21 protein-coding genes are annotated in these 22663 nt (G+C 68.2%); 10 read left to right on the top strand and 11 right to left on the bottom strand.

What is annotated here, in order from left to right; genetic code table 11:
- Nucleotides 1-34: 34 nt before the first annotated feature.
- The 5 genes from OXI49_16780 to OXI49_16760 are packed head-to-tail and all read left to right on the top strand — an operon-like array spanning nucleotide 35 to nucleotide 4670.
- Nucleotides 35-628 (top strand): nitrile hydratase subunit beta, encoded by a 594-nt coding sequence (locus tag OXI49_16780; protein MDE2692160.1) that lies wholly within the window; start codon nucleotides 35-37, stop codon nucleotides 626-628.
- Nucleotides 625-1206 carry a nitrile hydratase subunit alpha gene (gene nthA / locus OXI49_16775; protein ID MDE2692159.1) on the top strand — a complete coding sequence of 194 codons (582 nt, stop codon included), beginning with the start codon at nucleotides 625-627 and terminating at the stop codon, nucleotides 1204-1206. The genes OXI49_16780 and nthA overlap by 4 nt, the downstream gene beginning before the upstream one ends.
- Nucleotides 1203-1586, top strand: a complete 384-nt coding sequence (locus OXI49_16770) for a nitrile hydratase accessory protein (protein MDE2692158.1) — start codon at nucleotides 1203-1205, stop codon at nucleotides 1584-1586. The genes nthA and OXI49_16770 overlap by 4 nt, the downstream gene beginning before the upstream one ends.
- Nucleotides 1583-2440 (top strand): bifunctional 5,10-methylenetetrahydrofolate dehydrogenase/5,10-methenyltetrahydrofolate cyclohydrolase, encoded by an 858-nt coding sequence (locus OXI49_16765; protein ID MDE2692157.1) that lies wholly within the window; start codon nucleotides 1583-1585, stop codon nucleotides 2438-2440. Before OXI49_16770 ends, OXI49_16765 begins: the two co-directional genes overlap by 4 nt.
- Before the next feature lies 1 nt (nucleotide 2441).
- A complete protein-coding gene (locus tag OXI49_16760; GenBank protein MDE2692156.1) occupies nucleotides 2442-4670 on the top strand; it encodes a M28 family peptidase in 2229 nt (742 codons plus the stop codon).
- A 43-nt stretch (nucleotides 4671-4713) separates the two neighbouring features.
- On the opposite strand, the gene OXI49_16755 is transcribed toward OXI49_16760, so the two are convergent.
- From OXI49_16755 to OXI49_16745, 3 genes are all read right to left on the bottom strand, one after another.
- The gene (locus tag OXI49_16755; protein MDE2692155.1) at nucleotides 4714-5817 is read right to left on the bottom strand and encodes a hydroxymethylglutaryl-CoA synthase; all 1104 of its coding nucleotides are present in this window, start codon (nucleotides 5815-5817) and stop codon (nucleotides 4714-4716) included.
- Between the two features lie 259 nt (nucleotides 5818-6076).
- Entirely contained in the window at nucleotides 6077-6976 is a 900-nt protein-coding gene (locus OXI49_16750; protein ID MDE2692154.1) for an SUMF1/EgtB/PvdO family nonheme iron enzyme, read from the bottom strand.
- Nucleotides 6973-7305 (bottom strand): MGMT family protein, encoded by a 333-nt coding sequence (locus OXI49_16745; GenBank protein MDE2692153.1) that lies wholly within the window; start codon nucleotides 7303-7305, stop codon nucleotides 6973-6975. Before OXI49_16745 ends, OXI49_16750 begins: the two co-directional genes overlap by 4 nt.
- Nucleotides 7306-7339: 34 nt before the next feature.
- Between OXI49_16745 and OXI49_16740 the strand changes: the two genes are divergently transcribed.
- On the top strand, nucleotides 7340-8599 hold the full coding sequence (locus OXI49_16740) for an MFS transporter (GenBank protein MDE2692152.1): 1260 nt from the start codon (nucleotides 7340-7342) through the stop codon (nucleotides 8597-8599).
- 365 nt (nucleotides 8600-8964) lie between these two features.
- On the opposite strand, the gene OXI49_16735 is transcribed toward OXI49_16740, so the two are convergent.
- Nucleotides 8965-10488 carry a glycine--tRNA ligase gene (locus tag OXI49_16735; GenBank protein ID MDE2692151.1) on the bottom strand — a complete coding sequence of 508 codons (1524 nt, stop codon included), beginning with the start codon at nucleotides 10486-10488 and terminating at the stop codon, nucleotides 8965-8967.
- 131 nt (nucleotides 10489-10619) lie between these two features.
- Between OXI49_16735 and OXI49_16730 the strand changes: the two genes are divergently transcribed.
- Both OXI49_16730 and OXI49_16725 read left to right on the top strand, forming a co-directional pair.
- Nucleotides 10620-11975, top strand: coding sequence for an aminotransferase class III-fold pyridoxal phosphate-dependent enzyme (locus tag OXI49_16730; GenBank protein MDE2692150.1), 1356 nt, complete (start codon nucleotides 10620-10622; stop codon nucleotides 11973-11975).
- 22 nt (nucleotides 11976-11997) lie between these two features.
- Complete coding sequence (locus tag OXI49_16725) at nucleotides 11998-13641, top strand: long-chain-fatty-acid--CoA ligase (GenBank protein MDE2692149.1); 1644 nt, start codon at nucleotides 11998-12000, stop codon at nucleotides 13639-13641.
- Nucleotides 13642-13680: 39 nt separating this feature from the next.
- On the opposite strand, the gene OXI49_16720 is transcribed toward OXI49_16725, so the two are convergent.
- The 4 genes from OXI49_16720 to OXI49_16705 form a co-directional block, all read right to left on the bottom strand.
- The gene (locus OXI49_16720) at nucleotides 13681-15441 is read right to left on the bottom strand and encodes an FAD/NAD(P)-binding protein (protein ID MDE2692148.1); all 1761 of its coding nucleotides are present in this window, start codon (nucleotides 15439-15441) and stop codon (nucleotides 13681-13683) included.
- A 69-nt stretch (nucleotides 15442-15510) separates the two neighbouring features.
- On the bottom strand, nucleotides 15511-16380 hold the full coding sequence (locus OXI49_16715; GenBank protein MDE2692147.1) for a PDZ domain-containing protein: 870 nt from the start codon (nucleotides 16378-16380) through the stop codon (nucleotides 15511-15513).
- 12 nt (nucleotides 16381-16392) lie between these two features.
- On the bottom strand, nucleotides 16393-16806 hold the full coding sequence (locus tag OXI49_16710) for a hypothetical protein (protein MDE2692146.1): 414 nt from the start codon (nucleotides 16804-16806) through the stop codon (nucleotides 16393-16395).
- Nucleotides 16803-17399: a sigma-70 family RNA polymerase sigma factor gene (locus tag OXI49_16705; GenBank protein MDE2692145.1), complete on the bottom strand. Its 597-nt coding sequence runs from the start codon at nucleotides 17397-17399 to the stop codon at nucleotides 16803-16805. Before OXI49_16705 ends, OXI49_16710 begins: the two co-directional genes overlap by 4 nt.
- 171 nt (nucleotides 17400-17570) lie before the next feature.
- Here OXI49_16705 and OXI49_16700 point away from each other — a divergent pair, with 171 nt between their 5' ends.
- The gene (locus OXI49_16700; GenBank protein MDE2692144.1) at nucleotides 17571-18389 is read left to right on the top strand and encodes an enoyl-CoA hydratase; all 819 of its coding nucleotides are present in this window, start codon (nucleotides 17571-17573) and stop codon (nucleotides 18387-18389) included.
- Between the two features lie 64 nt (nucleotides 18390-18453).
- On the opposite strand, the gene OXI49_16695 is transcribed toward OXI49_16700, so the two are convergent.
- Both OXI49_16695 and OXI49_16690 read right to left on the bottom strand, forming a co-directional pair.
- Nucleotides 18454-19146, bottom strand: a complete 693-nt coding sequence (locus OXI49_16695; protein ID MDE2692143.1) for an MltA-interacting MipA family protein — start codon at nucleotides 19144-19146, stop codon at nucleotides 18454-18456.
- A 434-nt stretch (nucleotides 19147-19580) separates the two neighbouring features.
- On the bottom strand, nucleotides 19581-21152 hold the full coding sequence (locus tag OXI49_16690) for a sigma 54-interacting transcriptional regulator (protein MDE2692142.1): 1572 nt from the start codon (nucleotides 21150-21152) through the stop codon (nucleotides 19581-19583).
- A 79-nt stretch (nucleotides 21153-21231) separates the two neighbouring features.
- Here OXI49_16690 and OXI49_16685 point away from each other — a divergent pair, with 79 nt between their 5' ends.
- The gene (locus tag OXI49_16685) at nucleotides 21232-22341 is read left to right on the top strand and encodes a deoxyhypusine synthase family protein (GenBank protein ID MDE2692141.1); all 1110 of its coding nucleotides are present in this window, start codon (nucleotides 21232-21234) and stop codon (nucleotides 22339-22341) included.
- Here OXI49_16685 and OXI49_16680 read toward each other — a convergent pair whose 3' ends face one another.
- The gene (locus OXI49_16680; protein MDE2692140.1) at nucleotides 22342-22662 is read right to left on the bottom strand and encodes a YbjQ family protein; all 321 of its coding nucleotides are present in this window, start codon (nucleotides 22660-22662) and stop codon (nucleotides 22342-22344) included.
- Between the last annotated feature and the right edge of the window lies 1 nt (nucleotide 22663).

Genomic DNA, 22663 nt, shown 5'->3' with positions numbered 1-22663 from the left:
AGACTGGCGCGCGCGGCGCGGCGGCCGTCGGAGCATGAACGGAATCCACGACATGGGCGGCATGCACGGCTTCGGCGCCGTGGACCGGCGTCCGGACGAGGCCTTGTTCCCGGAGGCCTGGCAGGGCCGGGTCTGCGCCTTGGCGGGCTACGCCATCGGGGCCGGCCTGGCGAACCTCGACGCCTTCCGTCATGCGGTCGAGCGGATGCCGGCGGACCGCTACCTTGCGGACGGCTACTACGGCCGCTGGCTCTACGCGCTCGAGACGCTGGCGGTCGAGCGGCTGGGCGGCGACGCGGCGGTCGAGCGGCCCGATCACGTGGGCTCGGTTGTGCGCGAGGTCGACCGCGAGGCCCGGTTCGCGGTCGGCGACGCGGTGCGCACCTGGAACCGGCACCCGCAGGGGCACACGCGGCTGCCCGGCTACGCCCGCGACCGGAGGGGACTGATCGCCGAGGTCCATCCGGCCTGCGTCTATCCCGACACGAACGCGGACGGCCGGGGCGAGTCGCCGGAGTACCTCTACACCGTCGCCTTCGACAGCCGGGAGCTCTGGGGCGAGGAGGCGGAAGCCGGCGCCACCGTCTACATCGATCTGTTCGAGCCGTACCTGGAGGTTCTCGAATGACGATGGCACTACGCACCGAGGCGATCGAGGCGCTGCTGGTGGAGAAGGGGCTGGTCAAGTCCGCGGCCGTCGACGCCTTGGTCGAACGCTACGAGCAGGACATCGGGCCGCTGCGCGGCGCGCGGGTGGTGGCTGAGGCCTGGACCGATCCGGCGTTCAGGGCGCGGCTGCTTGAGGACGGGATGCCCGCCATCAGGGAACTGGGCTTCGGCGACAACACGGACGCCCACGTCGCCCGTCTGGTGGTCAAGGAGAACACGGAGTCCGTCCACAACCTGATCGTCTGCACGCTCTGTTCGTGCTACCCGTGGGCGGTGCTCGGACTGCCGCCGGCCTGGTACAAGTCGCCCGCCTACCGGTCGCGCGCGGTGCGGGAACCGCGTCGGCTTCTCGCGGAGTTGGGGCTCGACCTTTCCCCGGACGTCGAAGTGCGGGTCTGGGATTCCAGCGCCGAGGTCCGCTACATGGTCCTGCCGCAGCGGCCGGAGGGCACGGACGGCCTGGGCGCGGAGGAGCTGACCGACCTCGTCACCCGCGACTCGATGATCGGCGTCGAGCGACTCCAGCGGACGGGATGAACCTGCCTGTCCGCCTCGACGAAGACGGTGCCGCCGCGCCACCGCGCGAAAACGGGGAACTGGCGTTCAGCGCGCCCTGGGAGAGCCGCCTGTTCGGGCTGACGATGGCCCTGGTGGAGGCCGGCCGCCTCGACTGGGAAGCGTTCCGCGGCCGCCTGATCGGCGCCATCGCTGCCTGGGAAGCAACCGGTCGCGACGAAGAGTGGAGCTACTGGCAGCGCTGGCAGGAGGCTCTCGAGGACTCGCTCGAAGCGGCGGGACTTGTCGCGGCGCCGGAGATCGACCGCCTGACCGGACAGTTCGCGGCCCGGCCGCACGGCCACGATCACCGCCACGACCGCGACCATCACCACGAACACTCGATGGAGAACGACGAATGACGGCTCAACTTCTCGCAGGCCAACCGGTGGCCGAGGCCGTGCTGGCGGAAGTCGCGGAACGGGTCGAGGAACTCGCTTCCGCGGGCATCAAGCCGGGCCTGGGCACGATTCTCGTTGGCGACGACGCGGCCTCGGCGGGCTACGTGCGCAAGAAGCACGAAACCTGCGAAGAGGTCGGCGTCGCTTCACTCCACGAACAGGTGCCGGCGGACGCGGGCCAGCGGGAACTCCTTGCCGCGGTTGACCGGTTCAACGCGGACCCGGAGGTCGACGCCTACATCATTCAGCACCCGGTGCCTTCCGGCTTCGACTTCAACGAAGCTCTCGCCCGCATGGACCCGAAGAAGGACGCGGATGGTCTGCATCCGGTGAACCTCGGCAAGCTGGTGCTACAGGAGAAGGGCCCGGTGCCGTGCACACCGGCCGGCATTCAGGCGATGCTGATGCACTACGGGATCGACATCGGCGGCCGTGAGGTGGTCGTCCTGGGCCGGGGGCCCACTCTGGGTCGGCCGCTCGCGCTGCTGCTCACCCTCAAGCAGCCGGGCGCGAACGCCGTGATCACGGTCGTGCACACCGGCGCCAGGGACGTGACCCCGTTCACGCGCCGCGCCGACATCGTGGTAGCGGCGCTCGGCGTGCCGCGCTTCGTGAAGCCGGAGATGATCAAGCCGGGCGCCGTCGTCGTCAGCGGCGGCATCAGTTGGGAGGGCAGGAAGCTCCTGCCCGACGTGGACGAGTCCGTTGGCGAGGTGGCGAGCTGGATCACTCCGCGGCTCGGCGGAGTCGGTCCGACGACGGTGGCGATGCTGCTGCGAAACACGGTGCTGGCGGCGTCGGATCGGGGGGCGTGAAGTGAGACAGTTGCTGCTGGCCTTCATCCTTGTCGCGGCTCCGGCCGGCGCCCAGGAGCTGATCGGATTCCATCCCGACCGCGTCGAGGCGCAGCGCGAGATGGAGCAGCGGGCCGACGATTGGATCGTCGCGGACGAGCTGCTCGAGTGGAACCGGCTGATGACCCCGCGGCCGCATCATGCCGGGGCGCCGCAGACGGAAGCGAACGCGCGCTGGATGGTCGAGCGGTTCAGGGAGTGGGGCTTCGAAGCGGAGATCGAGACCTTCGACGTTCTCTTCCCGACCCCGCGGCTGCGGTCGCTGACCCTGCTGGAGCCGACACAGTTCGACGCCTCGCTCGTCGAGGAGCCGGCGGCGGGCGACGGCACCGCGGCGGTCGCGGTGGCCGAAGGGTTGCCGCCCTTCAACGCCTTCTCGGCCGACGGCGACGTCACGGGGGAGCTGGTCTACGTGAACCGGGGCGTGCCCGAGGACTACGAGGTGCTCGAACGGCTCGGCATCGACGTCCGCGGGAAGATCGTGATCGTCCGCTACGGAGGCTCCTGGCGCGGGATCAAGCCGAAGGTCGCCTACGAGCGCGGTGCGATCGGATGCCTCATCTTCAACGACCCGGGCGACGACGGCTACAGCCAGGGCGCCGGGTATCCGGACGGCTCGTTCAAGCACTCGACCGCCGTGCAGCGGGGTTCGGTGCTCGACCTTCCGCTCCGTCCGGGCGATCCGCTGACGCCGATGCGGGGCGCCGTCGAAGGCGAGCCGCGGCTCACGCGGGAGGACGCGGACACGTTGATGCGGATCCCGGTCCTGCCGATCGCCTGGCGGGACGCTCAGCCGCTGCTAGAGGCACTGGGGGGCGAAACCGCGCCGGGCGCGTGGCGGGGCGGTCTGCCGATCACCTACCGGATCGGTCCGGGTCCCGCCCGGGTGCGGCTCCAGCTCGAGTTCGACTGGAGTCTGGCGCCGGCGCACAACGTGATCGCCCGCATGCCGGGCACGGAGAGGCCGGACCAGTGGATCCTGCGGGGCAACCACCACGACGCCTGGGTGATCGGCGCCCGGGATCCGATCAGCGGTCTGACTGGCCTGATGGCCGAGGCGAAGGCGCTCGGACGGCTGGCCCGGGAAGGCCTCCCGCCGCGGCGCACGGTCGTCTACGCCGCCTGGGATGCCGAGGAACCGGGCCTGCTCGGTTCGACCGAGTGGGCCGAGCACCACGCCGAGGCCCTGCGCGAGCACGCGGCCGTCTACATCAACTCGGACTCGAACAGCCGCGGTTTCCTGCGCGCGGGCGGCTCGCACGCCCTCGAGACCCTGGTCAATCAGGTCGCCGGCGAAGTCGAGGATCCGCAGACGGGTGTCAGCGTGGGCGAACGTCTGCTCGCGTTCCGGCGGGTCAACGGCAACCGCACGGAGTACGAGCGGCTCCAGTCCTCGGGACGACTGCGGATCGCGGCCCTGGGATCGGGCTCGGACTACTCTCCGTTCCTGCAGCACCTCGGCGTGTCGTCGCTAAATGTCGGCTACGGCGGCGAAGGTTCAGGCGGCGAGTACCACACCGCTTTCGACACGTTCGACTTCTTCCGTCGGTTCGTCGATCCCGGTGCGGTCTACGGCGCCGTGCTTGCCCGCACCGGGCTGCGTCTGACGCTGCGGCTCGCCAACGCCGACGTGCTCCCGTTCGAGTTCGGCACGACGGCCGCCACCGCCGGCCGCTACATCAACGAGGTGGCGGACCTGGCCGACGAGGAGCGCCGGAAGATCGAGCGCGAGAACGAGCTTCAGGGCAGCGGCGCCCTGCGCCTGGCGGCCGATCCGACGAAACCGTTCGTCGAGCCGGAGGCTGATCCGCCGGCGCCGCACCTGAACTTCGCGCCGTTAAGGAACGCGCACGATCGTCTCGGGCGGGCGGCGAAGGCCGCCGACCGCGCCCTGGCGGAGGCCGCCCGGAGCGGGGACGCTGCCACCCAGGCGGCGCTCGACCGGCTGGTCACCCAGAGCGAGCGACGGCTCACGCGGAGCGAGGGCCTGCCGCGTCGGCCCTGGTTCCGGCACCACCTCTACGCGCCGGGCATGTACACCGGCTACGGCGTGAAGACGTTGCCGGGAGTGCGGGAGGCGATCGAGCAGCGCGAGTGGGACGAGGCCCAGGAGCAGATCGACATCGCGGCCGGCGTCCTGGCCGCTTACGCTGAGCAGTTGAAACAGGTAGCCGGGCTACGGAATCCGTAGAAACGTAGCCCGGCTACCTGGGGGCCGGCGTCCGCGGGTCGACTTACGCGGCCGCCGTACGAACTGCCGCGCGCAGGAGGCTGTAGCCGCTTGCGTCTACCTGTCGGCGACTGGAAACGTCGTGTTCGATGTCCTGCGCCCATGCGGCGTCCCTGGCGCGCGGGCCCGCGACCAGAGAGAGGATCTCGGAACCGAAGCCGGAACCGTAGGAGAAGGCGGCCACCTGCTCGCCGGTCTTCAGCCCCTGGAGGGCATTCGCCACAGCGATCCAGAGCGAGGCCGTGTACGAGTTCCCGGAGAGCCTGTTCCAGAGCATCGACGGTTCGACCTTGTCGCTGTAGATCTGCTGGATCCGTTCGGCGGACCAGCCCGCCACTTCGCCGACGAGGTGGAACGCCTTCTTGACCATCTTCGGGAACGGGACGTGGAAACAGATCGCGGAAAACCGTTCCATCACGTCGGCCGGGTTTCGACCGTCGGCGAGTGCGTTGAAGCACTCCACGGCCGCCTTCTTGTAGCACTCGAGACTCAGCTTGCCGTCGACCCTCGGGTAGGACTCGCCCACCGGGCGGTAGAAGTCGAAGGCCGGCTCGCTCCAGGCGTGGGTGTCGAGACCCACCTGTGCGATCTCGGGCCGGTCGACGACGAAGGCCACGGCCCCGGCGCCCTGGGTCGGTTCTCCCGGGTCACCCTGTTCGTAGAGCGCGATGTCGGCGGCGACCACCAGGGCGGCCTTCTCCCGGGCCGCGCCGGACATGCGCCACTCGCAGGCCTGGCGCAGGGCCAGGGTGCCGCCGTAGCAGGCATGCTTGACTTCGTAGGAGCGGATGTTCCCGACCAGGCCGAGTTCGTCAGCCACGAAGGCGGAGAGCGGCCGGCTCATGTCGACCGCGGTCTCCGTGCCGACGGCGATCATGCCGATGTCCTCCAGGCCGCCGTCCCATCGGGAAAGGGCGCGCCGGGCGGCCTCGGAGGCCAGATCGACGATGCTGAACTCCGGCGGGCAGAGGGAGATCTCGGAGCAGCCCAGCCCGATGCGGTACTTGTCCGGGTCGACGCCGCGGAGCGACGCGAGTTCTTCCACCGGCATGGCCAGTGGCGGCAGGTGGAGTCCTATGGAGGCGATGCCCGTATCGATTTTCGTCATTTCGTCCTTCCTCGCTGAACCTGAGGGTCGTTTCCGGGCGCGCTGGCGACGGGTTCAATGTGTCGCCGGTCCGGCCGGTACGAAAAGAAGAGAAAAGGACGGTAGCACGGAAATGTGCCGCGCTGGAGATTTTTCTTTTCGAAATATGACTGAACTATTGGAACTTTCAGGAATCCGTGAAAGTCCCTGTAACCGCGGGTCCTCTGACCCGCGGAGGACAACGCGTCGCGAAGCGGCGACGATCAGCGCGTGGGGAGGCTCAGCGTGGACTGCGGGCGCAGCGGAAGCCGGTGTTGTCGAGACCGGAGTCGGGCGCCGACTGGTTCCGGTTCGCGTTCCGGTAGCCCTCGCAGTAGCTGGCGGCGCAGAGCCAGGAACCGCCTTTCAGGACCTTCTCGCCGCTGGCGCCGCCGGGCCGATACCAGTCGTCGACCCACTCCCAGACGTTGCCGCCGAGGTCGAAGACGCCCAGCGCATTCGACGGGTAGGAGCCGACCGGTGCCAGGTAGGTGTGGCCGTCGGCGGCGTCGTCCCGGCGGGGAAAGTCGCCCTGCCAGACGTTCGCTACCCATTGGCCTTCCGGGGCCGGCTCGTCGCCCCAGGGATAGTGGGCCCGGCCTTCGCCGTCGTTGCCGGCGCCGGCGGCGAGGTCCCATTCGGCCTCGGTCGGCAGGCGCTTGCCGCGCCAGTCGCAGTAGGCCCTGGCGTCTCCCCAGCTCACGTGGACGACCGGGAGGTCGGCTTCCGCCTCGGAATCGGGTCCGCGGGGATGACGCCAGTAGGTGCCTTCGACGGCCAGCCACCAGGGAGTTCCGGCTACGCGCTGTTCGAGATCCGGGTTCACGGTGTCCTCGGGGTGGAAGACGAGGGACCAGCCCCAGCGCTCGGCTTCCGTCTCGAACCCGGTCGCGTCGACGAACGCGGCGAAGTCGCGGTTCGTCACTTCGTGGGTGTCCAGATCGAAGGCCGCGACCCGCTGATCCCCACCGGGACGGGGAACGGCTCCCGCTGGCACGCGGACCATCCCTTCGGGCGGAGTCGCCTGGCCGGGAGTCGACGCTTCCGGGACGTCCTGTCCCGCGTCGCCGCATGCCGCGGCGGTGAGCAGTGCGATCGCCAGCAGCCCGCCGTAGCGAGTTGAGAGCCGCGTTGCCCTCATGGTCTCCACCCGAAGCGGTCCAGGTCGATGCGGCCCCGGCGGTCGAAGACGACGCCCTCTTCCTGGAGCAGGAAGCGCTGCCGTTCCACGCTCTCGAGCGGATCGAGTCCGCGTTCGCTGATCGAGCCCCTGACGTTGACCACGCGGTGCCAGGGCACGTCGTGGCCGTTCAGTCGGGCCAGCGCATAACCCACCTGCCGGGCGTTGCGCGGGCGGTTCGCCAGCGCGGCGATCTGGCCGTAGGTCGCCACGCGGCCCTCGGGAATCAACCGGACGATGCGACGGAAGGTCTCCTGCAGACCGTCGGGGCTCTGATGTGGGAGCGTCATCGTGCTTCGGCTGCGTGTTACCTTGGGGTCAGGCATGTCCTCCGCCGACCGAGGTCACAGCCGCCTCGACCGGCGGCGCAACTACGCTGCCCTCCTGGCCCACGGCCTGCTCGGGATGACGGGGTTCCGGCTGCTCCAGGCCCCGACCTTCCTGCCAACCTACATCAACCTTCTGACCGGCGCCAATGCGGCGGTGGGCCTGGCTTCCGCCTGTCAGAGCCTGGGCATGTTCGTGTCGCCGCTTCTGAGCGCCGCGTTCGTCGAGCACCGCAGCCACGTCAAGTGGGTGGCGTTGCTGTTCGGCGGCCTGATGCGGCTCCAGGTGCTGCTGCTGGCCCTGCTGGCGCTCTTCGCTCCGGTGGAGGTCGCGGTGTTCCTGGTCTGGCCCGTGCTGCTGATGTGGGGCCTCTCGAGCGGCATGCAGATGGTCGCGTTCAACCTGCTGTTCGCGAAGTCCGTACCCGTCGGTCGTCGCGGGCGGCTCCAGGGAACGCGAAACCTGGCCGCGGGCATCTCGGTGATCCTGCTCTCGGTGGCCGCGGGCTGGGTGCTCGACGAGTACGGTTTTCCCCGCGGCTACGGCCTGACCTTCCTGGGCGCCGCGCTGCTGGCGGCGACCGGGCTGGCGTTCATGGGTTTCATTCGCGAGCCCGCGGCCCTCGATGTCCACGACGCGGGACTCGACCTGCGCGCCCGGCTCGGCAAGTTGCCGGATCTCCTGCGCTCCGACCCCCACTACGCCCGCTTCCTTTCGGCGCGGCTGCTGACGGGCGCCGCCCGGGGCGCCCTGCCGTTCTACGTCCTGCTGGTCGGCGAGCGGTTCGGCGTCAGCGGTACGCGTCTGGCCGGTCTGACCGTCACCTTCGCGGCGGCGCAGTCCGTGGGCGCGCTGATGTGGGGCCTGCTTGGGGACCGCTCCGGGTACCGCGCCGTGTACGTGCTGGCGCTTGGTTCCTGGATTCTCGGCAGCCTGACCGTGCTCTGGGCGCCGGCCTTTCCGATCGCGTACGCGGTCTTCCTGCTGGTAGGGGCGGGGTTCTCCGGCGTGATGCTGGCGTCCCAGAATCTCGTCCTCGAGTTCGGCCGCGAGCGGGACCGTCCCATGCGGATCGCTGCCACCCACTCGCTGGCCGAGGCGAGCGGCGTGGCGGGGTTCCTGACCGCCGGGGTGGTCAGCCAGGTGGCCCCGATCGAGAGTGTCTTCCTGGTGGCGACCGTGCTGCATCTGCTGGCCCTGCGGAAGTTGATCCGCATCGAGGATCCGCGGCGGGCGACGCACGAACGCGCCGTTTAGCGGACCTGGCACGGACCTTGCTTCTTCCTTTGGGTGTCGGGATTGCAAGCGTCATCCCGAAGATGTGGAAACCATCGGAGGAGGTCCCCCTCAAACAGATTCCTTCCCCAACAGCGAGCGAACCGGCGGCACGGCCGCGTTACTCGACACGCTTGGTCAGCCGTTTGCCAGTGCCCATATGCCGGTAGAGCCTCCTGCTCGGAACCTCCAGCTCGCGCGTTCAAGACGCGACGAGCCCTTCCAGAATCCCTCCAACCGGACCTCCTCCGCGCCACTTCCTCAGTTTGTTCTCCTGGTCGCCGTTGCCGCCATCGAGTGGCGGCAACGGCGCACCGCGCCAGAATGGCACGCTTCAGAGGCTGAGCTCAGAGGCTGAGGCGCTCGTCCAGGTAGCGTGACACGGCATCGACCGACAGCCTTTCCTGAGCGCCCGTGTCGCGGTCCCGCACGGTGACCGTCCGGTCCTCCAGCGTCTGGCCGTCGACGGTGAAGCAGTAAGGGGTCCCGGCCTCGTCCATCCGCGCATAGCGCTTGCCGATCGATTGTTTCGCGTCGTACTGGATGCGGTAGCGGCGACGCAGCTCGAGGTAGAGGGCCTCCGCGATCTCCGGCATGCCGCCCTTGTTGACCAGAGGGAAGACGCCGGCGTGGATTGGCGCCAGGCGGTGAGGGAAGCGCATCAGTTCGGAGGAAGGCCGGCTCTCGTCGACCGAGTAGGCCTCGCAGAGGAGGGCCAGGACGCCGCGGGTGAGGCCGGCGGCGGGTTCGATCACGTGCGGCACGAACCGTTCCCGCGTCTCCGGATCGAACGTCTCCAGCTTCACGCCGCTCCATTCCTGGTGCTGCTCCAGGTCGAAGCTGCCGCGGTGGGCCACGCCTTCCAGCTCGCCGTAGTCCGGCTCGGTGAACGGATACCGGTACTCGACGTCAAAGGTGCCCTCGCCGGTCTGGGCGTAGTGCGCGAGCTCGGACGCCTCGTGCCGGCGCAGGCGCAGCCGGTCGCCGGCCAGACCGAGATCGCTCCACCAGTCCATCCGTTGCTTCGTCCAGTACTCGAACCAGAGCCTGGCCTCGGACGGATGGCAGAAGAACTCCATCTCCATCTGCTCGAACTCGCGTGTGCGGAAGGTGTAGTTCCTGGGCGTGACCTCGTTGCGGAAGGCCTTTCCGATCTGCGCGATGCCGAACGGCAGGCGGACTCGCGATGTGTCCAGCACGCCCTTGTAGTTCAGGAAGATGCCCTGGGCGGTTTCGGGGCGCAGATAGGCGGTGTTCTCCTCGCCGGACGCCGCCCCGACGAAGGTCTTGAACATCAGGTTGAAGTCGCGCGCTTCGGTCAGCGTTCCCGCCTCCGAAGCGCCGGGGGCCCAGACGTGAGCCCGTTCGGACTCGTCGAGTTCGGAGAGGGGAAGCGACTCGAAGTCGTCGAGGCTCGGCCGGCCGCGCATCGCCTTGCGGGCGGTCTTCACCGCCGGCTCCGGTTCGCCCTCCAGGTAGGCGAAGTAGGCGGGCGCCTCCAGCTCCCGCTTCGGTCGCAGGACGTGCAGGTGGTCCGCCCGGAAGCGGGCCTTCGTCTCGCGGCAGTCGACCATCGGGTCGGAGAAGCCGCCGACGTGGCCGCTGGCCTCCCAGGCCCTCGGGTTCTGGATGATCGAGGAGTCGATGCCGACGATCGAGAGCGGCGTGCCGTCGGGGCCGATCGGCGGGGACTCGACCATGTCGCGCCACCAGGCGTCGCGCAGGTTGTTCTTGAGCTGGACGCCGAGCGGCCCGTAGTCCCAGAATCCGTTGATCCCGCCGTAGATCTCGGAGGCCGGGAAAACGAATCCGCGGCGCTTCGCGAGCGCCACGATCCGTTCCATCCGTTCGCTGCCTGTGGGTTGGGACATCGCTCCTCCAACTCCCGTTCTGCCGGGAAGCGGATAACCGTAGCAGCTTGCTACGATGCCTTCTTCCCTCTTCCCAACCTGGAGCAACGTCGATGGCAACCGTGCCCGCAACCGTGCCAGAAACGCAGCCGTTGTCTCGCCCTCTCCGCCCGGAAGGCGACTGGCGTCACGTCTTCTCGTACCACCCGATGGACGTGGAGATCGAGCGTGCCGAAGGCGTGTTCATCTACGACCGGGAAGGTAACCGCTACTTCGACGCCTCGGGTGGGCCGATGGCTGTCAACCTGCCGCACAACCACCCCAGGATGAAGCGGGCGATCGCGGCGCAGCTCGAGGACTACGCCTACACCCATCCCTCTCTCGCCAGCGCGAAACGGGCCGAGTTCTGTCGGCTGCTCGCCGAGATCACGCCGGCCGACCTCGACCACACCTACCTCGTTTCGGGCGGTTCCGAGGCCGTCGAGACCGCGATCAAGCTGGCCCGCCAGGCGCAGATCGCGCTGGGCAATCCGACGAAGTACAAGATCGTCAGCCACCGGGACTCGTACCACGGCATGACGCTGGCCACGCTGGGCGTGTCGCACAACCCCGCCAGCCAGTCGCGGTTCGAGCCGATGTTGCCGAAGTGGCCGGGCATCCGGCAGTACTCGGACTTCGATCGGCCGGAGGGGATGAGCCGCGAAGAGTGGGGCGTTCAGTGCGCCCATGCGCTGGAGACCGCGATTCACTACGCCGGCCCGAAGACCGTGGCCGCCTTCCTGGCGACGCCCCACGGGTGCGGCGCGGACTACGCCTGCGTCCCGCCGGACAGCTACTGGCGCACGATCCGGGAGATCTGCGACCGCCACGAGGTGCTGATCATCGCCGACGAGGTCGTCACCGGATTCGGCCGCACCGGGAAGTGGTTCGCGATGGATCACTTCAGCGTCGATCCCGACATCATCACGATGGCCAAGGGCATCACGAGCTGCTACGTGCCGTTCGGCGCGGTGTCGGTCTCCAGCAGGCTCAACGAACCCTTCGAGAAGGGCTACTCGTTCGTGCATGGCTTCACGTTCGGCGGTCACCCTCTGGGCTGCGCGGCGGCCTGCGAGGCGATCAACATCATCCGGGACGAGAAGCTGATCGAGAACTGCAACGAGCAGAGCCCGCGGCTCTTCTCCTACCGCGACGAACTGCTCTCCCATCCGACAGTCGCCGACGTGCGGGGCTGGGGTCTGATGATGGCGATCGAACTGGTCGCCGACAAGGAGACGATGGCGTTCTTCGATAAGAGTGTCGATGCGCAGACGCTCTTCCAGTCCCTGGCGCTCAAGAACGGTCTGGCGATGTACAGCTCGCTCTACGGCGCCGCCCGCCATCCCGCGATGGCCCGGGGCCTGCCGATCTGGGTGGCGCCGCCTCTCTCCATCAACGCCGGCGAGGTCGACGAGATGATGGGCCGGTTGCTGACGATGCTCTCCGAGTGGGAGGACGCGGTCCTGTAGCGGCGGTGGGTCGGCGGAAGGGATGCAACGCACTCCGCTGCTGATGTCGCGGCTGATCGAGCGTGGGGCCCGGCTCGCGCCGGACGCCGAGGTCGTCACGGCAACAGCCAACGGCACGCGACGCCAGGACTTGCGTGAGACCCTGTTTCGGGCGCATCGACTCGCCCACGCCCTCCGGGACGCCGGCGTCGGCGTAGGTGACCGGGTCGGCGTGTTCATGTGGAACGGGTCGCGCCACCTCGAGGTCTATTGCGCACTCGCGGGAATGGGCGCCGTTCTGCTCAACCTGAACGTCCGTCTGCATGGCAGGGACATCGCCTACATCGTCAACCATGCCGAGCCTCGTCTGATCGTCTCGGACGCCGACCTGCTTGTGCGGCTCGAACCGCTGGCGGACCGCCTGCCCACGGTCGAAAAGGTCGTGGTCGCGGTCGAGGAAGGGGGCGAGGGCTGGTCGACGTCGCTCCCGGGCGCCGTCGATTACGAAGACTTCATCGCCCCGTGGTCCGGGCGCTTCGAGTGGCCGCGAATCGACGAAACCGCGCCGCTCGGCCTCTGCTACACGAGCGGTACGACCGGACATCCCAAGGGCGTGCAGTATGAGCACCGCTCGCAGTACCTGCACACCACGGCGATGTGCATGACGGACGCCATGAGTCTCTCCGCAACCGACACGGTTTGCGGCGTGGTGCCCATGTTCCACGTCATGGGCTGGGGCCTTCCCTGGGCCGCGCTGACACTTGGGTGCAAGCAGGTCATGCCGCATCGCTTCACGCGCCCCGAGCGGCTCGTCCGACTGATCGCGGAGGAGGGCGTCACTCTGGCCGCCGGCGTGCCAACCGTATGGCAGGACGTCCGCGCGGTCTGCGTGGATCGCCCCGGTGCGTTCGATCTGTCGAGGCTGTCGCGCATCGTCAGCGGCGGCTCCGCCGTGCCGGCGGCCCTGGCACGCTGGTACTGGGAGGCCCTGGGCGTCGAGATGATCCAGGAGTGGGGCATGACGGAGACGAGCCCGCTGGTCACGTTCTCCCGTCGTGTCGCGCGTCCCGACAGCGGCCGGCGCGCGACGGCGGCGCCTGAGGCGTACCTTGCGGAGGTGGCGAAGGCCGGCCAGGCGTTGCCCGGCGTGGAGGTGGAGATCTTTGACCCGGACTTCAATCGCCTGCCGCACGACGGCCGCGCGACCGGCGACGTTCTGGTCCGGGGACCCTGGGTGTGCTCGGAGTACTACCGGAGCCCGCGGCCGGAGCAGTTCCATGACGACTGGCTCATCACCGGCGATGTGGGCAGCATCGACCGCCGGGAGTGCCTGGTCATTTCGGATCGCTCGAAGGATCTCGTGAGGAGCGGCGGCGAGTGGATCTCCTCGGTTGACTTGGAGAACCACATCCTTTCGCTCGATGGCGTCGCCCAGGCATGCGTGGTCGCACAGCCCCATCCCCGCTGGGAGCAACGTCCGGTCGCGCTCATCGTTCTCGACGAAGGCGCGAGCGTCAACCGGGAGCGGGTGCTCACGCACTGCGCCAGACGGTTTGCGAAGTGGCAACTGCCGGATGATGTCCTGGTCGTCGATTCGATTCCGCTCACGTCCACCGGGAAGATGGACAAGAAGACCGTGCGCGCCGACCTCGGCGCCGCGGGGTACCGGTTGCCGGAGCTCCGCTAGCAATAGCGAGGCATCCGCCGCGGCGCCGGTCCCCGATCGTCAGGGAGCGGACGGGTCGCGGTCGACCGCCGTCTCGAAGTCCTCGTCCCGGATCTGATCGTTCAGAAGCCGGAGTTGCTTGAAGTCGATGAACTCCGTCTGATCGCTCGACAGCAGATGTCCGAGGAGGTCCGGACCTTCGCCATGTCGTAGACCGGGACCTTCGGCGTCTCCGGCGCGTCCGGCCTGGAAGTCATCGACCCACGCCTCGGTTTCCGGCTGATCGAGCCATTCCACACCCAGCATGAACGCCAGGTCGTGTGTCCGCTGGGCCGCCTGTCTGGCGATGATCTCGAGAGCGGTCGTGAAGAAGTACACGCCGCTGGTGAGCGGGCCCAAGGCAAAGATCCGCGATTCACCCGCCGCCGCGCCGGCACGCGGGCGAACCTGTCCCGTTTCGAAGACGCAGTCGACGCCGCCGTACCGATGGGGCACGACGAGTCCCCTGGACAGCAGGTTCTTCATCAGCCGGCTGTCCGCCTGCTCGATACGGTTGGCGAAGCCGGTGGCGGACACCAGGTACTCCACTTGCAGGGGGCCGCCGGAGGCCAGCTGGATGCGGAACGAACCGGCCTCGGAGTCGTACTCGAACTTCCGGGCTCCGCCCTGGACCGTCAGTTGACCGGACTTCATCATCGCCAGCACTCTCTCCGCGTTTTCTCGTGGTATGGACGCGCGATAGGTCAGCCAGTCGTTCAGCCACTCGGACATCAGGAGCTGCCTGTCGTCTTCGTGGAGGTGATGCCATAGAAGGTCGATGTTGCGGTTCGTCGCGTACAGCACTGCCTGCCAGGGTCTGGCCTTACCGGCCGCCAGGGCGATTTCCCGCTCGTAGTAGTCGATCGGCGACCGATCGCCGTCGACGATCTCGCCAAGAGACAGGTGGCGCCCCTCGGCGTGCTCGATCTCCCTGCCGAGCATCGCGGCGATGTCGGAGAGACGGAGCTTCGACTGCGTCTTCCCCAGAAGTCGCCGCCGCAGATCCTCGCGTTCGAGTTCCTTGAATCGGTACTTGCCCCGGTCCGCCCGCACGGCTGGCAGGCGTCCGCGTCTCGAGACGCAATGGATGCTCCCCGCATGCCCAGCGGCGGCGAGGCCGAGCGCCACGTCGATCGCGGTGAGCCGGGTTCCGATCACGCCGACGGATGCCTGCTTCGGAATCTCGTCGACGAGGCCGGTAATCGGGTAGGGATTGTGGCGGTAGCGGGCTTGATGCTGGTAGTCCTCTGTGCGGCATCGTTCCAGGTGCCCGACCGCGAGGTAGACGTAGCGGGCCTTGCAGTCGCCGCCGGCGCGGCTGTGTACGACGTAGTCGGCGTCGGGATCGCCGGGAGGCGAGATATCGATGACCTCGTCGACGACCAGGTCGAGGCAGAACCCGCGATCGGCGGCCTGTCGTCGGGCATGGTCGAGGAGGTCCGACAGGTACAGACCCACCACCGGCCTGGGGATGTAGGCGCCGGCCTCGAGGTCCGCTCGCTCGACGTAGGGCTGCCATTTGGCTGGGTTCTCCTCGGCCCATTGGAGAATCCCGAAGCTGCCGCCGAAGACTCGATCGATCGCACCGCAGGTGGTGTTCATCAGGTTGCTGGGCGCGTCGGGTGCGTAGGCGTTGCCGCCGTCGCAGCCGCGGGCGTCGAATAGCGCGATGGACAGGTTGGCCGTGCTCAGTCCGGCCGGAAGGTGCTCGACGATCCGGGCCGCCAGAGCAACCCCCGACGCCCCACCGCCGATGATGGCAACCGTGTACCCCGATCTCATAGGGCGCCTCAAGTGGGTGCCGGCAACCCTACCCGCTTGACCCCCCTTTGTCCGAGTGGGAGGACGGCGCTAGTTCTCTTCGGCGAGACCCTCTTTCTCCAGGCGGCGCTCCAGCGCTTCCAACTGCTCCTTCAGGGTCGCCAGGCGATCCTCTAGCGCCTTCATGTCGGGGCGTCGCTCGTGGAGGAAGCGCTGCATGTGCTCGTGGCGCTCCTTCCACTCGTCGCCGTCGAAGTACTCCTGGATCTTCTCGTGCACGTTCTCGGGACTGACGAACACCTCGATCTCCCCGTCGCCGTCCAGATCTTCGCTCCCGCGCAGGAAGGAGAAGTAGTTGGCCCTGAGGTCAGGGCGTGGACGTTCATCGAGGGTCGTGCTGACCATCTCGACCTTGCCGTCGCGCCAGATCTCGAGGTCGGCCGGATCTCCGGCTTCCGCCTTTCGGACCATCGCGGTCAGCTTCCGTGAGGACGTTACGTCCTCGCCGTCGAAGCGCGTGAGGATGTCGCCGACCTGGACGCCGCCTCGAGCTGCAGGGCTGCCGTCGACGACGTTCGAGACCATCACTCCACTGCCCTCGGGCACGCCGAAGTGAGCCCTCAGGGGCTCGTTCAGGTTGACGAGTTCGACCCCGAGGTAGGCGCCGCCCCAGTGCAGGGCGAGTGTCGGTCGGACCCCATCGGCCAGCTTCCGCAGCACGTGGGCGTTCTCCTGGGCTGAGGCGGCGCGTTTCACCGCCAGCCCCTGGACGTTCCTGCCATTCTCGATGACCTCGACCTGCCCGTCCCCGAGCACCATGACCCGGACCGAACGTTCCTTCTCTTCGGGTTCCTGCGCGAAGGCTGCGGAGCCGACGCCCGCGGCGACGACCGCGGCCAGGGTCGTGATGAGAGTGAGTCGGGAGGGGAAACTGGGGACGACGAAACTGCTCGTGGTCATGACCAAATGCTCCTATTGGATTCTGCGGCTCCCCGTCGACGCAAGGCTGACGGGAACCGGTTCGATGTCGCGGAGGTCGAAGAGGACCTCGGTTCGGGGATCGATGGAAACGGGAACGAAGGGCTGCGTGTCCTCGGCGAGGCGGTGGAGGAATTCCAGTTCCCGGCTCAGTTCCTGGTACTCCGACCGGAGCTGTTCAAGGCTCTCCGCGGTGAACGTCGCCGGTTCGGCCGGCGCGGACTGTCGCGCCCACCAGACGCCGGCAGCAGCCGATACGACAACGACCGCGACGGCGGCCGCGGCCAGTCTCAGACGCGGCGCGGGCTGGCGAGCCTGGTCCGTCCGCACCCGGCGCAGCACGTCTTCGGTGAAGCCGTCCGAAGCCTCCACACGGGGCAGGCGTTTCAGGTTGAGCTGGTCGGTCACTTCGATCCTCCGTTCCAGTACTCGTGGAGGTCTTCTCGCAGGAGATCCTTGGCGCGGTGGACCCGGGACTTGACGGTTCCCTCGCGACAGCCGAGAGCCTCGGCGATGCGGGCGTAGGGCCAGCCCTCGATCTCGCGGAGCACCACGGGCGCGCGGTAGTGGAGGGGCAGGCGACCGATCGCCGCGGTAACGGCGTCGACCGCCTCGTCGCCAAGTGCCGCGCCCTGCGGTGACGGCGCCGGCGGCCGGAGCCGCTGCTCGGCCACGAGCGACGGGAGCAACCCCCGCCAGCGGGCGGCGCGGCGCTCTTCGCTGCGCAGTTGATTTGTGGCAATCCGGAACAGGAACGCCTGGAACTGACCCCGTTCGCGGTATCGGTCCGCCGAGCGGTAGACGCGCACGAACGCTTCCTGCGCCAGGTCTTCGGCGCGCTCGCGGTTGCGGGTCATCCTGGTCAGGTAGTTCACGAGGAGGTCCTTGTAGCGATTCACCAGGTCGGCGAAGGCCTGCTCGTCGCCCTCTTTGACGCGGGCCATGAGCGCTCCGTCCTCCAGCGTGCGGTCCACCCGTACCGCCTCTGGCTTGGCGGTCATCTGCGCCGGGGCGCGTCGGGGTCTCCTCGGCGCCGCCAGCGGATCGGGCCTCAGCGCGGCCACCGGCATCTCATCCCTTGTAACGCCTGAGCGCGTGAACTGTTCCACGCTGGGTGCGACGGGCTAAACTCCGGCCCTTCCCTCGAAAGTCAGGAACCAGGAGGAGCCCGAATGACAGTAGCCGAGATGAAGACCGCCCCCGAGCCCGAGTTCCGGGTCGATGTCCAGGACCGCGTCGCCCTGCTGACGTTCAACCGTCCCAAGAAGCTGAACGCGTTGTCCGCCGAGATCACCGCCGGACTCCAGGTAGAGGTGCCGCGGCTGGCGGCCGACCCCGATGTCGGCGTGATCGTTCTCACCGGCGAGGGCCGCGCCTTCTGCGCCGGCGGCGACGTCTCGGGCATGGGTGGGTCGAGCGGCGCGCCAACCACCCTCGAGGAACGCATCGACAGTCTGCGGCGCGGCCAGGAAGCCGCCTGGCTCGTTCACTCGGTACCCAAGGTGACGATCGCCATGGTCAACGGCTTCGCGATGGGCGCGGGCCTCGGCCTGGCTGCGAGTTGCGACCTGCGCCTGGCGTCAAGCGCGGCGAAGTTCGGAACCGCCTACTCCAAGGTCGGCTTCGGCGGCGACTGGGGTACGACCTGGCAACTGACCCGACTCGTCGGGCCGGCGCTGGCCAAGGAGCTCTTCTTCACCGCGGACATCATCGACGCTGAGGAGGCGCGCCGCATCGGGCTCGTCAATCGGGTCTACGACGCGGACACGTTCCGCGACGAGGCGATGGAGTTCGCTTCGCGGCTCGCTCATGGTCCGATGGTGAGCTACCGCTGGATGAAGGAGAACGTCAACCTCGCGGTCAACTCGGACTTCCGGTCCATCCTCGACCGCGAGGCCATCTCACACATCCGTTGCGGCCAGACCGACGACCACAAGGAAGGCGTCACCGCGTTCATGGAGAAGCGGGCACCGAAGTTCACGGGCCGCTGACGCGGAAACGCCCGAAGCTCAGAAGAGCTTCGGGCGCCACACCCTGGGTGCGCCTGGGACCTTCCTAGAAGGAGAAGCCGATTCCGGCGAGGAAGTCGACCGGCTGCTCAGGCAGCGCGTCGTCGTCCAGTGCGTCGACGTAGCTGACGAACGCCGACCACGCGCCGCCGGAGAGACCGAACGTCACGTTGCCGTCGTACATGCCTCCGGAGACTCCGCCGTAGGCGGCGGCGAAGTCGTCGCCGGCGAAGCCGGCCGAGACGTCGACGCTCCAGGCCAGGGCGTCGCTCACGTCGCCGCCGAACGAGACGCCGACGTTGGCGTAAAAGTCCTGGACCTCGTCGATGTCGTAGTAGACGGAAACGCTGGGCGACGCGGCAACATCGAAGCCGAGGCTCAGGTAGAGCTCGCGGGTGCCGGCGAAGGCCGTGTTCGGGAACAGGTACTCGATGAAGCCGACCTCAGCCGAAACGGCATCCGAGCCGAAACCGTACGAGGCGGTGAGGTCGATCTCGTTGAACTCGCCGCTCATGTCGTTCGCGTCGTCGATGTCGAGGTTGCCCCAGACGTTGATCGCGAAGCCACTGTCGTTCGAGGCCGTGACCGAAGGCTGCCACACGGCCCCGTCAGTGAAGGTGATGCCCCGCCACACATAGGCGGACGCGAAGTCGAGGCTGTACGAGGTATCGGCAGACGCCGGCGCGGCCGCCAGGCCAAGCGCGGCTACGGTCAGAAGAATGGCTGATTTCCGGAACATTGGGGTCGAACCTCCTTGAAAGGGCAGATTGCCGGTTGTGCGCCTTGAGTAGCAACACAGGTGCCAACGACGGGGCTCACACGCTCCCTTCCATGACAAGTGGTTGCCGGTAAGGCCATTGCACCCCATTCTCATAGCCAGCGGAGACAATCAGATCAGGTCCCGATCCTACAATTCTGTAGTAATCCGGGGTGGCGACGGACAAACATGACATGCACCGAAGGGTCACCTCGTCGTCCGAGTTTCCAGTCGGCGAAGGCGCCGGGGGAGGGTCCCAGGGGGTCGGAGGCAAGCGACTGTCGAGGTCCTCTCAGCGACCGAGAACCGACCGGAGCGCAGCCGACAACAGCGAGCCCCTACCCGACATCCAATCCGTGAGGGCGAGCGTCCCCTGGGACCCTCCCCCGGCGCCTTCGCCGACGGGTGCACGCCACCTAGTTCGCGTAGCGGCTGGGGTCGATGCCGTACTTCTTGATCTTGTAGCCGGTGATCCGGGGCGTGGTGCGCAGCTTGCGCGAGGCGGCGGCGATGTTGCCGCGGGCGCTCTTCAGCGCGTCGCGCAACAGGTCCCGCTCGTAGTTCTCGACCAGGTACTGAAAGCTCCCGGCGGGTTCGGTGCCCGAACTCTCCGCGGTCTGGAGAGTCGGCGGCAGGTGGTGGGGGTGGATGACGTCGTCCCGCGCCACGAGAACGGCGCGCTCGATGCAGCTCTCCAGCTCGCGGACGTTGCCGGGCCAGTGGTAGCTCATCAGCATGTCGATCACGGCGCTCGACAGCCGGCGCACGTTGCCGCCGTTCACGCGGGCATAGCGCTCCAGAAAGAAGTCGGCCAGTTGGACGATGTCCGACTTGCGCTTGCGCAGCGGCGGCACGTGGATCGGGAAGACGTTCAGGCGGTAGAACAGGTCCTCGCGGAACGCGCCGTTCGCGGTCATCGCGGAAAGGTCCTTGTTCGTGGCGGCGATGATCCGCACGTCCGCCCGCAGCGTCCGCGTGCCGCCGACCCGCTCGAACTCGCGTTCCTGCAGCACGCGCAGCATCTTGATCTGGATCAGGAGCGGCACGTCGCCGACCTCGTCGAGGAAGATCGTGCCGGTGTGGGCGAGTTCGAAACGGCCCTTGCGCTGCTGGATCGCGCCGGTGAAAGCGCCGCGTTCGTGCCCGAACAGCTCGCTCTCGATCACGCTCTCGGGCAGCGCGGCGCAGTGGACCTTGACGAAGGGTCGGTCCGAACGGGCGCTGTTGTAGTGGATGGCCTGGGCGACGAGTTCCTTGCCGGTGCCGGTCTCACCGGTGATCAGGACGCTCGTGTTGCTGCTCGAGACGGTGGCGATCTGGTCATAGACCTCCTGCATCTCGTGCGAGTTGCCGACGATGTTGGCCGGCCGGAAGCGGTCGCGGAGCTGGGCTCGCAGACGCTCGTTCTCCTCCTCGAGCTGCTCTCGCTCCTCCTCGGCGGTGCGGCGGAGCTTGACCGCCTGGGCGATCAGGGAGCCGGCGATCAGGAGCAGACGGACATCGTCGTTCAGGTCGTGGTCCGGATCGTAGGTCCGGTCGACGCTCAGCGCGCCGTAGGTCTCGTTGCCGGTGCGGATGGGCACGCAGAGGAAGGAGACTTCCGCGCTCTTGCCGCGCCGGGTGCGGTCGAGGAACGTCTCGGACTCACTCGTTTTCGGGATCACCCGGGCCTCGCCCGTCTCGATCACCTGGCCGGTCACGCCTTCGCCGAGACGGTAACGGGCCTCGGCGATCTGCTCGCCGCTCAGTCCGTGCGCGACCTCGATCGTGATCTCGCCGGTCTTCCGGTTGAGCAGCGTGATCGTGCCGTGCTTGAGGTTCAGGTGTTCGGCCAGGGTCTCGAGCGCGGGCCGGGTGACATCGCGCAGTTCGAGGCTCTCGCCAAGGGTCTGACTCAGGCGGTAGAGGAGTTCGAGTTCCCTGGGTTCGCGTGAGTTCACAACGGGCCAGCCGAGAGATCCTGTCACAGCCCAAGTCCGGTCGGTCATGGTTGCCCGTCGCAGCAAGAATCGGGCCGAACGGCGGCGGCATGCGTTCCGCCTGCCGCGATAGCTTGGGGCTGGCTTCATGAACGAACGACCTTCCAGGCCTCCGGGCGAAGCGCGGCGCACGACGGAGTTCAGCGACGGGCAGGGACTGGAACCGCTCGCGCCGCTCGATCTGAGTGCCGTCGGTTCCTTCTCCGACCTGCTCGCGGCGATGAAGTCGACCTCCTTCGGGGGCCGTCAGCTGGGCGAGGCGGCGGACGTACTCCAGGAGATGGCGGTCGATCCGGATTGCCTGGTCGTCGGCACGTTCACCGGCGCCATGACCGCGGCCAAACAGGGGCTGGTCCTCTGCGACATGATCGACCACGGGTTGCTCGATGCGATCGTCTGCACCGGGGCACTGATGGTCCACGGCTTCGTCGAGTCCGCCGGCATGGTCCACTTCAAGGCGCCACCGGGCACGCTCGACGACCGCAGCGCGTACTACTCCGGCTACGACCGGATCTACGACACCCTGGAGCTGGAGAGCAACCTGGACCGCGTCGAGTTGATCGTCCACTCGGTCCTGGCGCAGTGGCCTGATGGCGAGGTCGCCTGTTCGCGCCTGCTGAACGAGGCGTTCGGGCGGTGGCTGACCGAGGCGGAGAGCGCTTCGGAGCCGGCCGGCCCGGAGGGAGATGTCTCGCCGGTCCGGGGCGTGCTGTCCTCGGCCTGGCGCCGCGGGGTGCCCGTCTACGTGCCCGCGTTCACCGATTCGGAGATCGGGCTCGACTTCGCGCTCTTCAACCGGGCGAGAGGGCGTCAGGATCAGGCGCCGATCCGGTTCGACCCGTTCCTCGACCTGGAGCACTACACGGAACTCGTCGCCGGGGCGAAGCGGCTCGGCATCTTCACCGTCGGCGGCGGCGTACCGCGGAACTGGGCGCAGCAGGTGGCGCCCTACCTGGAGGCGGCGGCGCGCCGCGAGGGCGAAGACGCGCGGCCCAGGCGGTTTCGCTACGGCGTGCGGATCTGCCCCGAGCCGGAGCACTGGGGCGGCCTTTCCGGCTGCGGCTACAGCGAAGGGGTGTCCTGGGGCAAGTTCGTCCCGGTCGAGGAAGGCGGCCGCTTTGCCGAAGTCCCCGCGGACGCGACGCTGGTGTGGCCGCTGCTCGTCGCGGGAGTGCTGGAGCGGATGGGCCTGCGCTAGCTAGCGCCGCTGGAGCTTGACTGCGGTCCCCACCGCCAGCAGCTCCGCGGCGCCGCTGGTGATCACCGAGGTCGTGAAGCGCACCGCGACGACGGCGTCGGCGCCCAGGCTCTCCGCCTCCGCGACCATGCGGTCGAGGGCCTGCTCGCGGCTCTCGGCGACCATCTTCGTGTACTCCGTGACCTCGCCGCCGACGAGGTTTCGGAGCGCCGCCGTGATGTCCCTGCCGACGTGGCGGGCGCGGATCGTGTTGCCGCGTACCAGCCCCAGCGTCTGCGTGATGTCGTGTCCGGCGATCGTCTCGGTGGTTGCAATCAGCATT

The organism is Acidobacteriota bacterium (assembly GCA_028875725.1).
Classification (GTDB): domain Bacteria; phylum Acidobacteriota; class Thermoanaerobaculia; order Multivoradales; family Multivoraceae; genus Multivorans.
This window is presented reverse-complemented; position numbering and strand designations above follow the sequence as displayed.

What these genes read in the sequence shown, in the direction of transcription:
- OXI49_16780 (MDE2692160.1), top strand. Translation starts at nt 35, where the DNA reads ATGAACGGAATCCACGACATGGGCGGCATGCACGGCTTCGGCGCCGTG.
- nthA (MDE2692159.1), top strand. Translation starts at nt 625, where the DNA reads ATGACGATGGCACTACGCACCGAGGCGATCGAGGCGCTGCTGGTGGAG.
- OXI49_16770 (MDE2692158.1), top strand. Translation starts at nt 1,203, where the DNA reads ATGAACCTGCCTGTCCGCCTCGACGAAGACGGTGCCGCCGCGCCACCG.
- OXI49_16765 (MDE2692157.1), top strand. Translation starts at nt 1,583, where the DNA reads ATGACGGCTCAACTTCTCGCAGGCCAACCGGTGGCCGAGGCCGTGCTG.
- OXI49_16755 (MDE2692155.1), bottom strand. Translation starts at nt 5,817, where the DNA reads ATGACGAAAATCGATACGGGCATCGCCTCCATAGGACTCCACCTGCCG.
- OXI49_16750 (MDE2692154.1), bottom strand. Translation starts at nt 6,976, where the DNA reads ATGAGGGCAACGCGGCTCTCAACTCGCTACGGCGGGCTGCTGGCGATC.
- OXI49_16745 (MDE2692153.1), bottom strand. Translation starts at nt 7,305, where the DNA reads ATGACGCTCCCACATCAGAGCCCCGACGGTCTGCAGGAGACCTTCCGT.
- OXI49_16740 (MDE2692152.1), top strand. Translation starts at nt 7,340, where the DNA reads ATGTCCTCCGCCGACCGAGGTCACAGCCGCCTCGACCGGCGGCGCAAC.
- OXI49_16735 (MDE2692151.1), bottom strand. Translation starts at nt 10,488, where the DNA reads ATGTCCCAACCCACAGGCAGCGAACGGATGGAACGGATCGTGGCGCTC.
- OXI49_16725 (MDE2692149.1), top strand. Translation starts at nt 11,998, where the DNA reads ATGCAACGCACTCCGCTGCTGATGTCGCGGCTGATCGAGCGTGGGGCC.
- OXI49_16720 (MDE2692148.1), bottom strand. Translation starts at nt 15,441, where the DNA reads ATGAGATCGGGGTACACGGTTGCCATCATCGGCGGTGGGGCGTCGGGG.
- OXI49_16715 (MDE2692147.1), bottom strand. Translation starts at nt 16,380, where the DNA reads ATGACCACGAGCAGTTTCGTCGTCCCCAGTTTCCCCTCCCGACTCACT.
- OXI49_16705 (MDE2692145.1), bottom strand. Translation starts at nt 17,399, where the DNA reads ATGACCGCCAAGCCAGAGGCGGTACGGGTGGACCGCACGCTGGAGGAC.
- OXI49_16700 (MDE2692144.1), top strand. Translation starts at nt 17,571, where the DNA reads ATGACAGTAGCCGAGATGAAGACCGCCCCCGAGCCCGAGTTCCGGGTC.
- OXI49_16695 (MDE2692143.1), bottom strand. Translation starts at nt 19,146, where the DNA reads ATGTTCCGGAAATCAGCCATTCTTCTGACCGTAGCCGCGCTTGGCCTG.
- OXI49_16690 (MDE2692142.1), bottom strand. Translation starts at nt 21,152, where the DNA reads ATGACCGACCGGACTTGGGCTGTGACAGGATCTCTCGGCTGGCCCGTT.
- OXI49_16685 (MDE2692141.1), top strand. Translation starts at nt 21,232, where the DNA reads ATGAACGAACGACCTTCCAGGCCTCCGGGCGAAGCGCGGCGCACGACG.
- OXI49_16680 (MDE2692140.1), bottom strand. Translation starts at nt 22,662, where the DNA reads ATGCTGATTGCAACCACCGAGACGATCGCCGGACACGACATCACGCAG.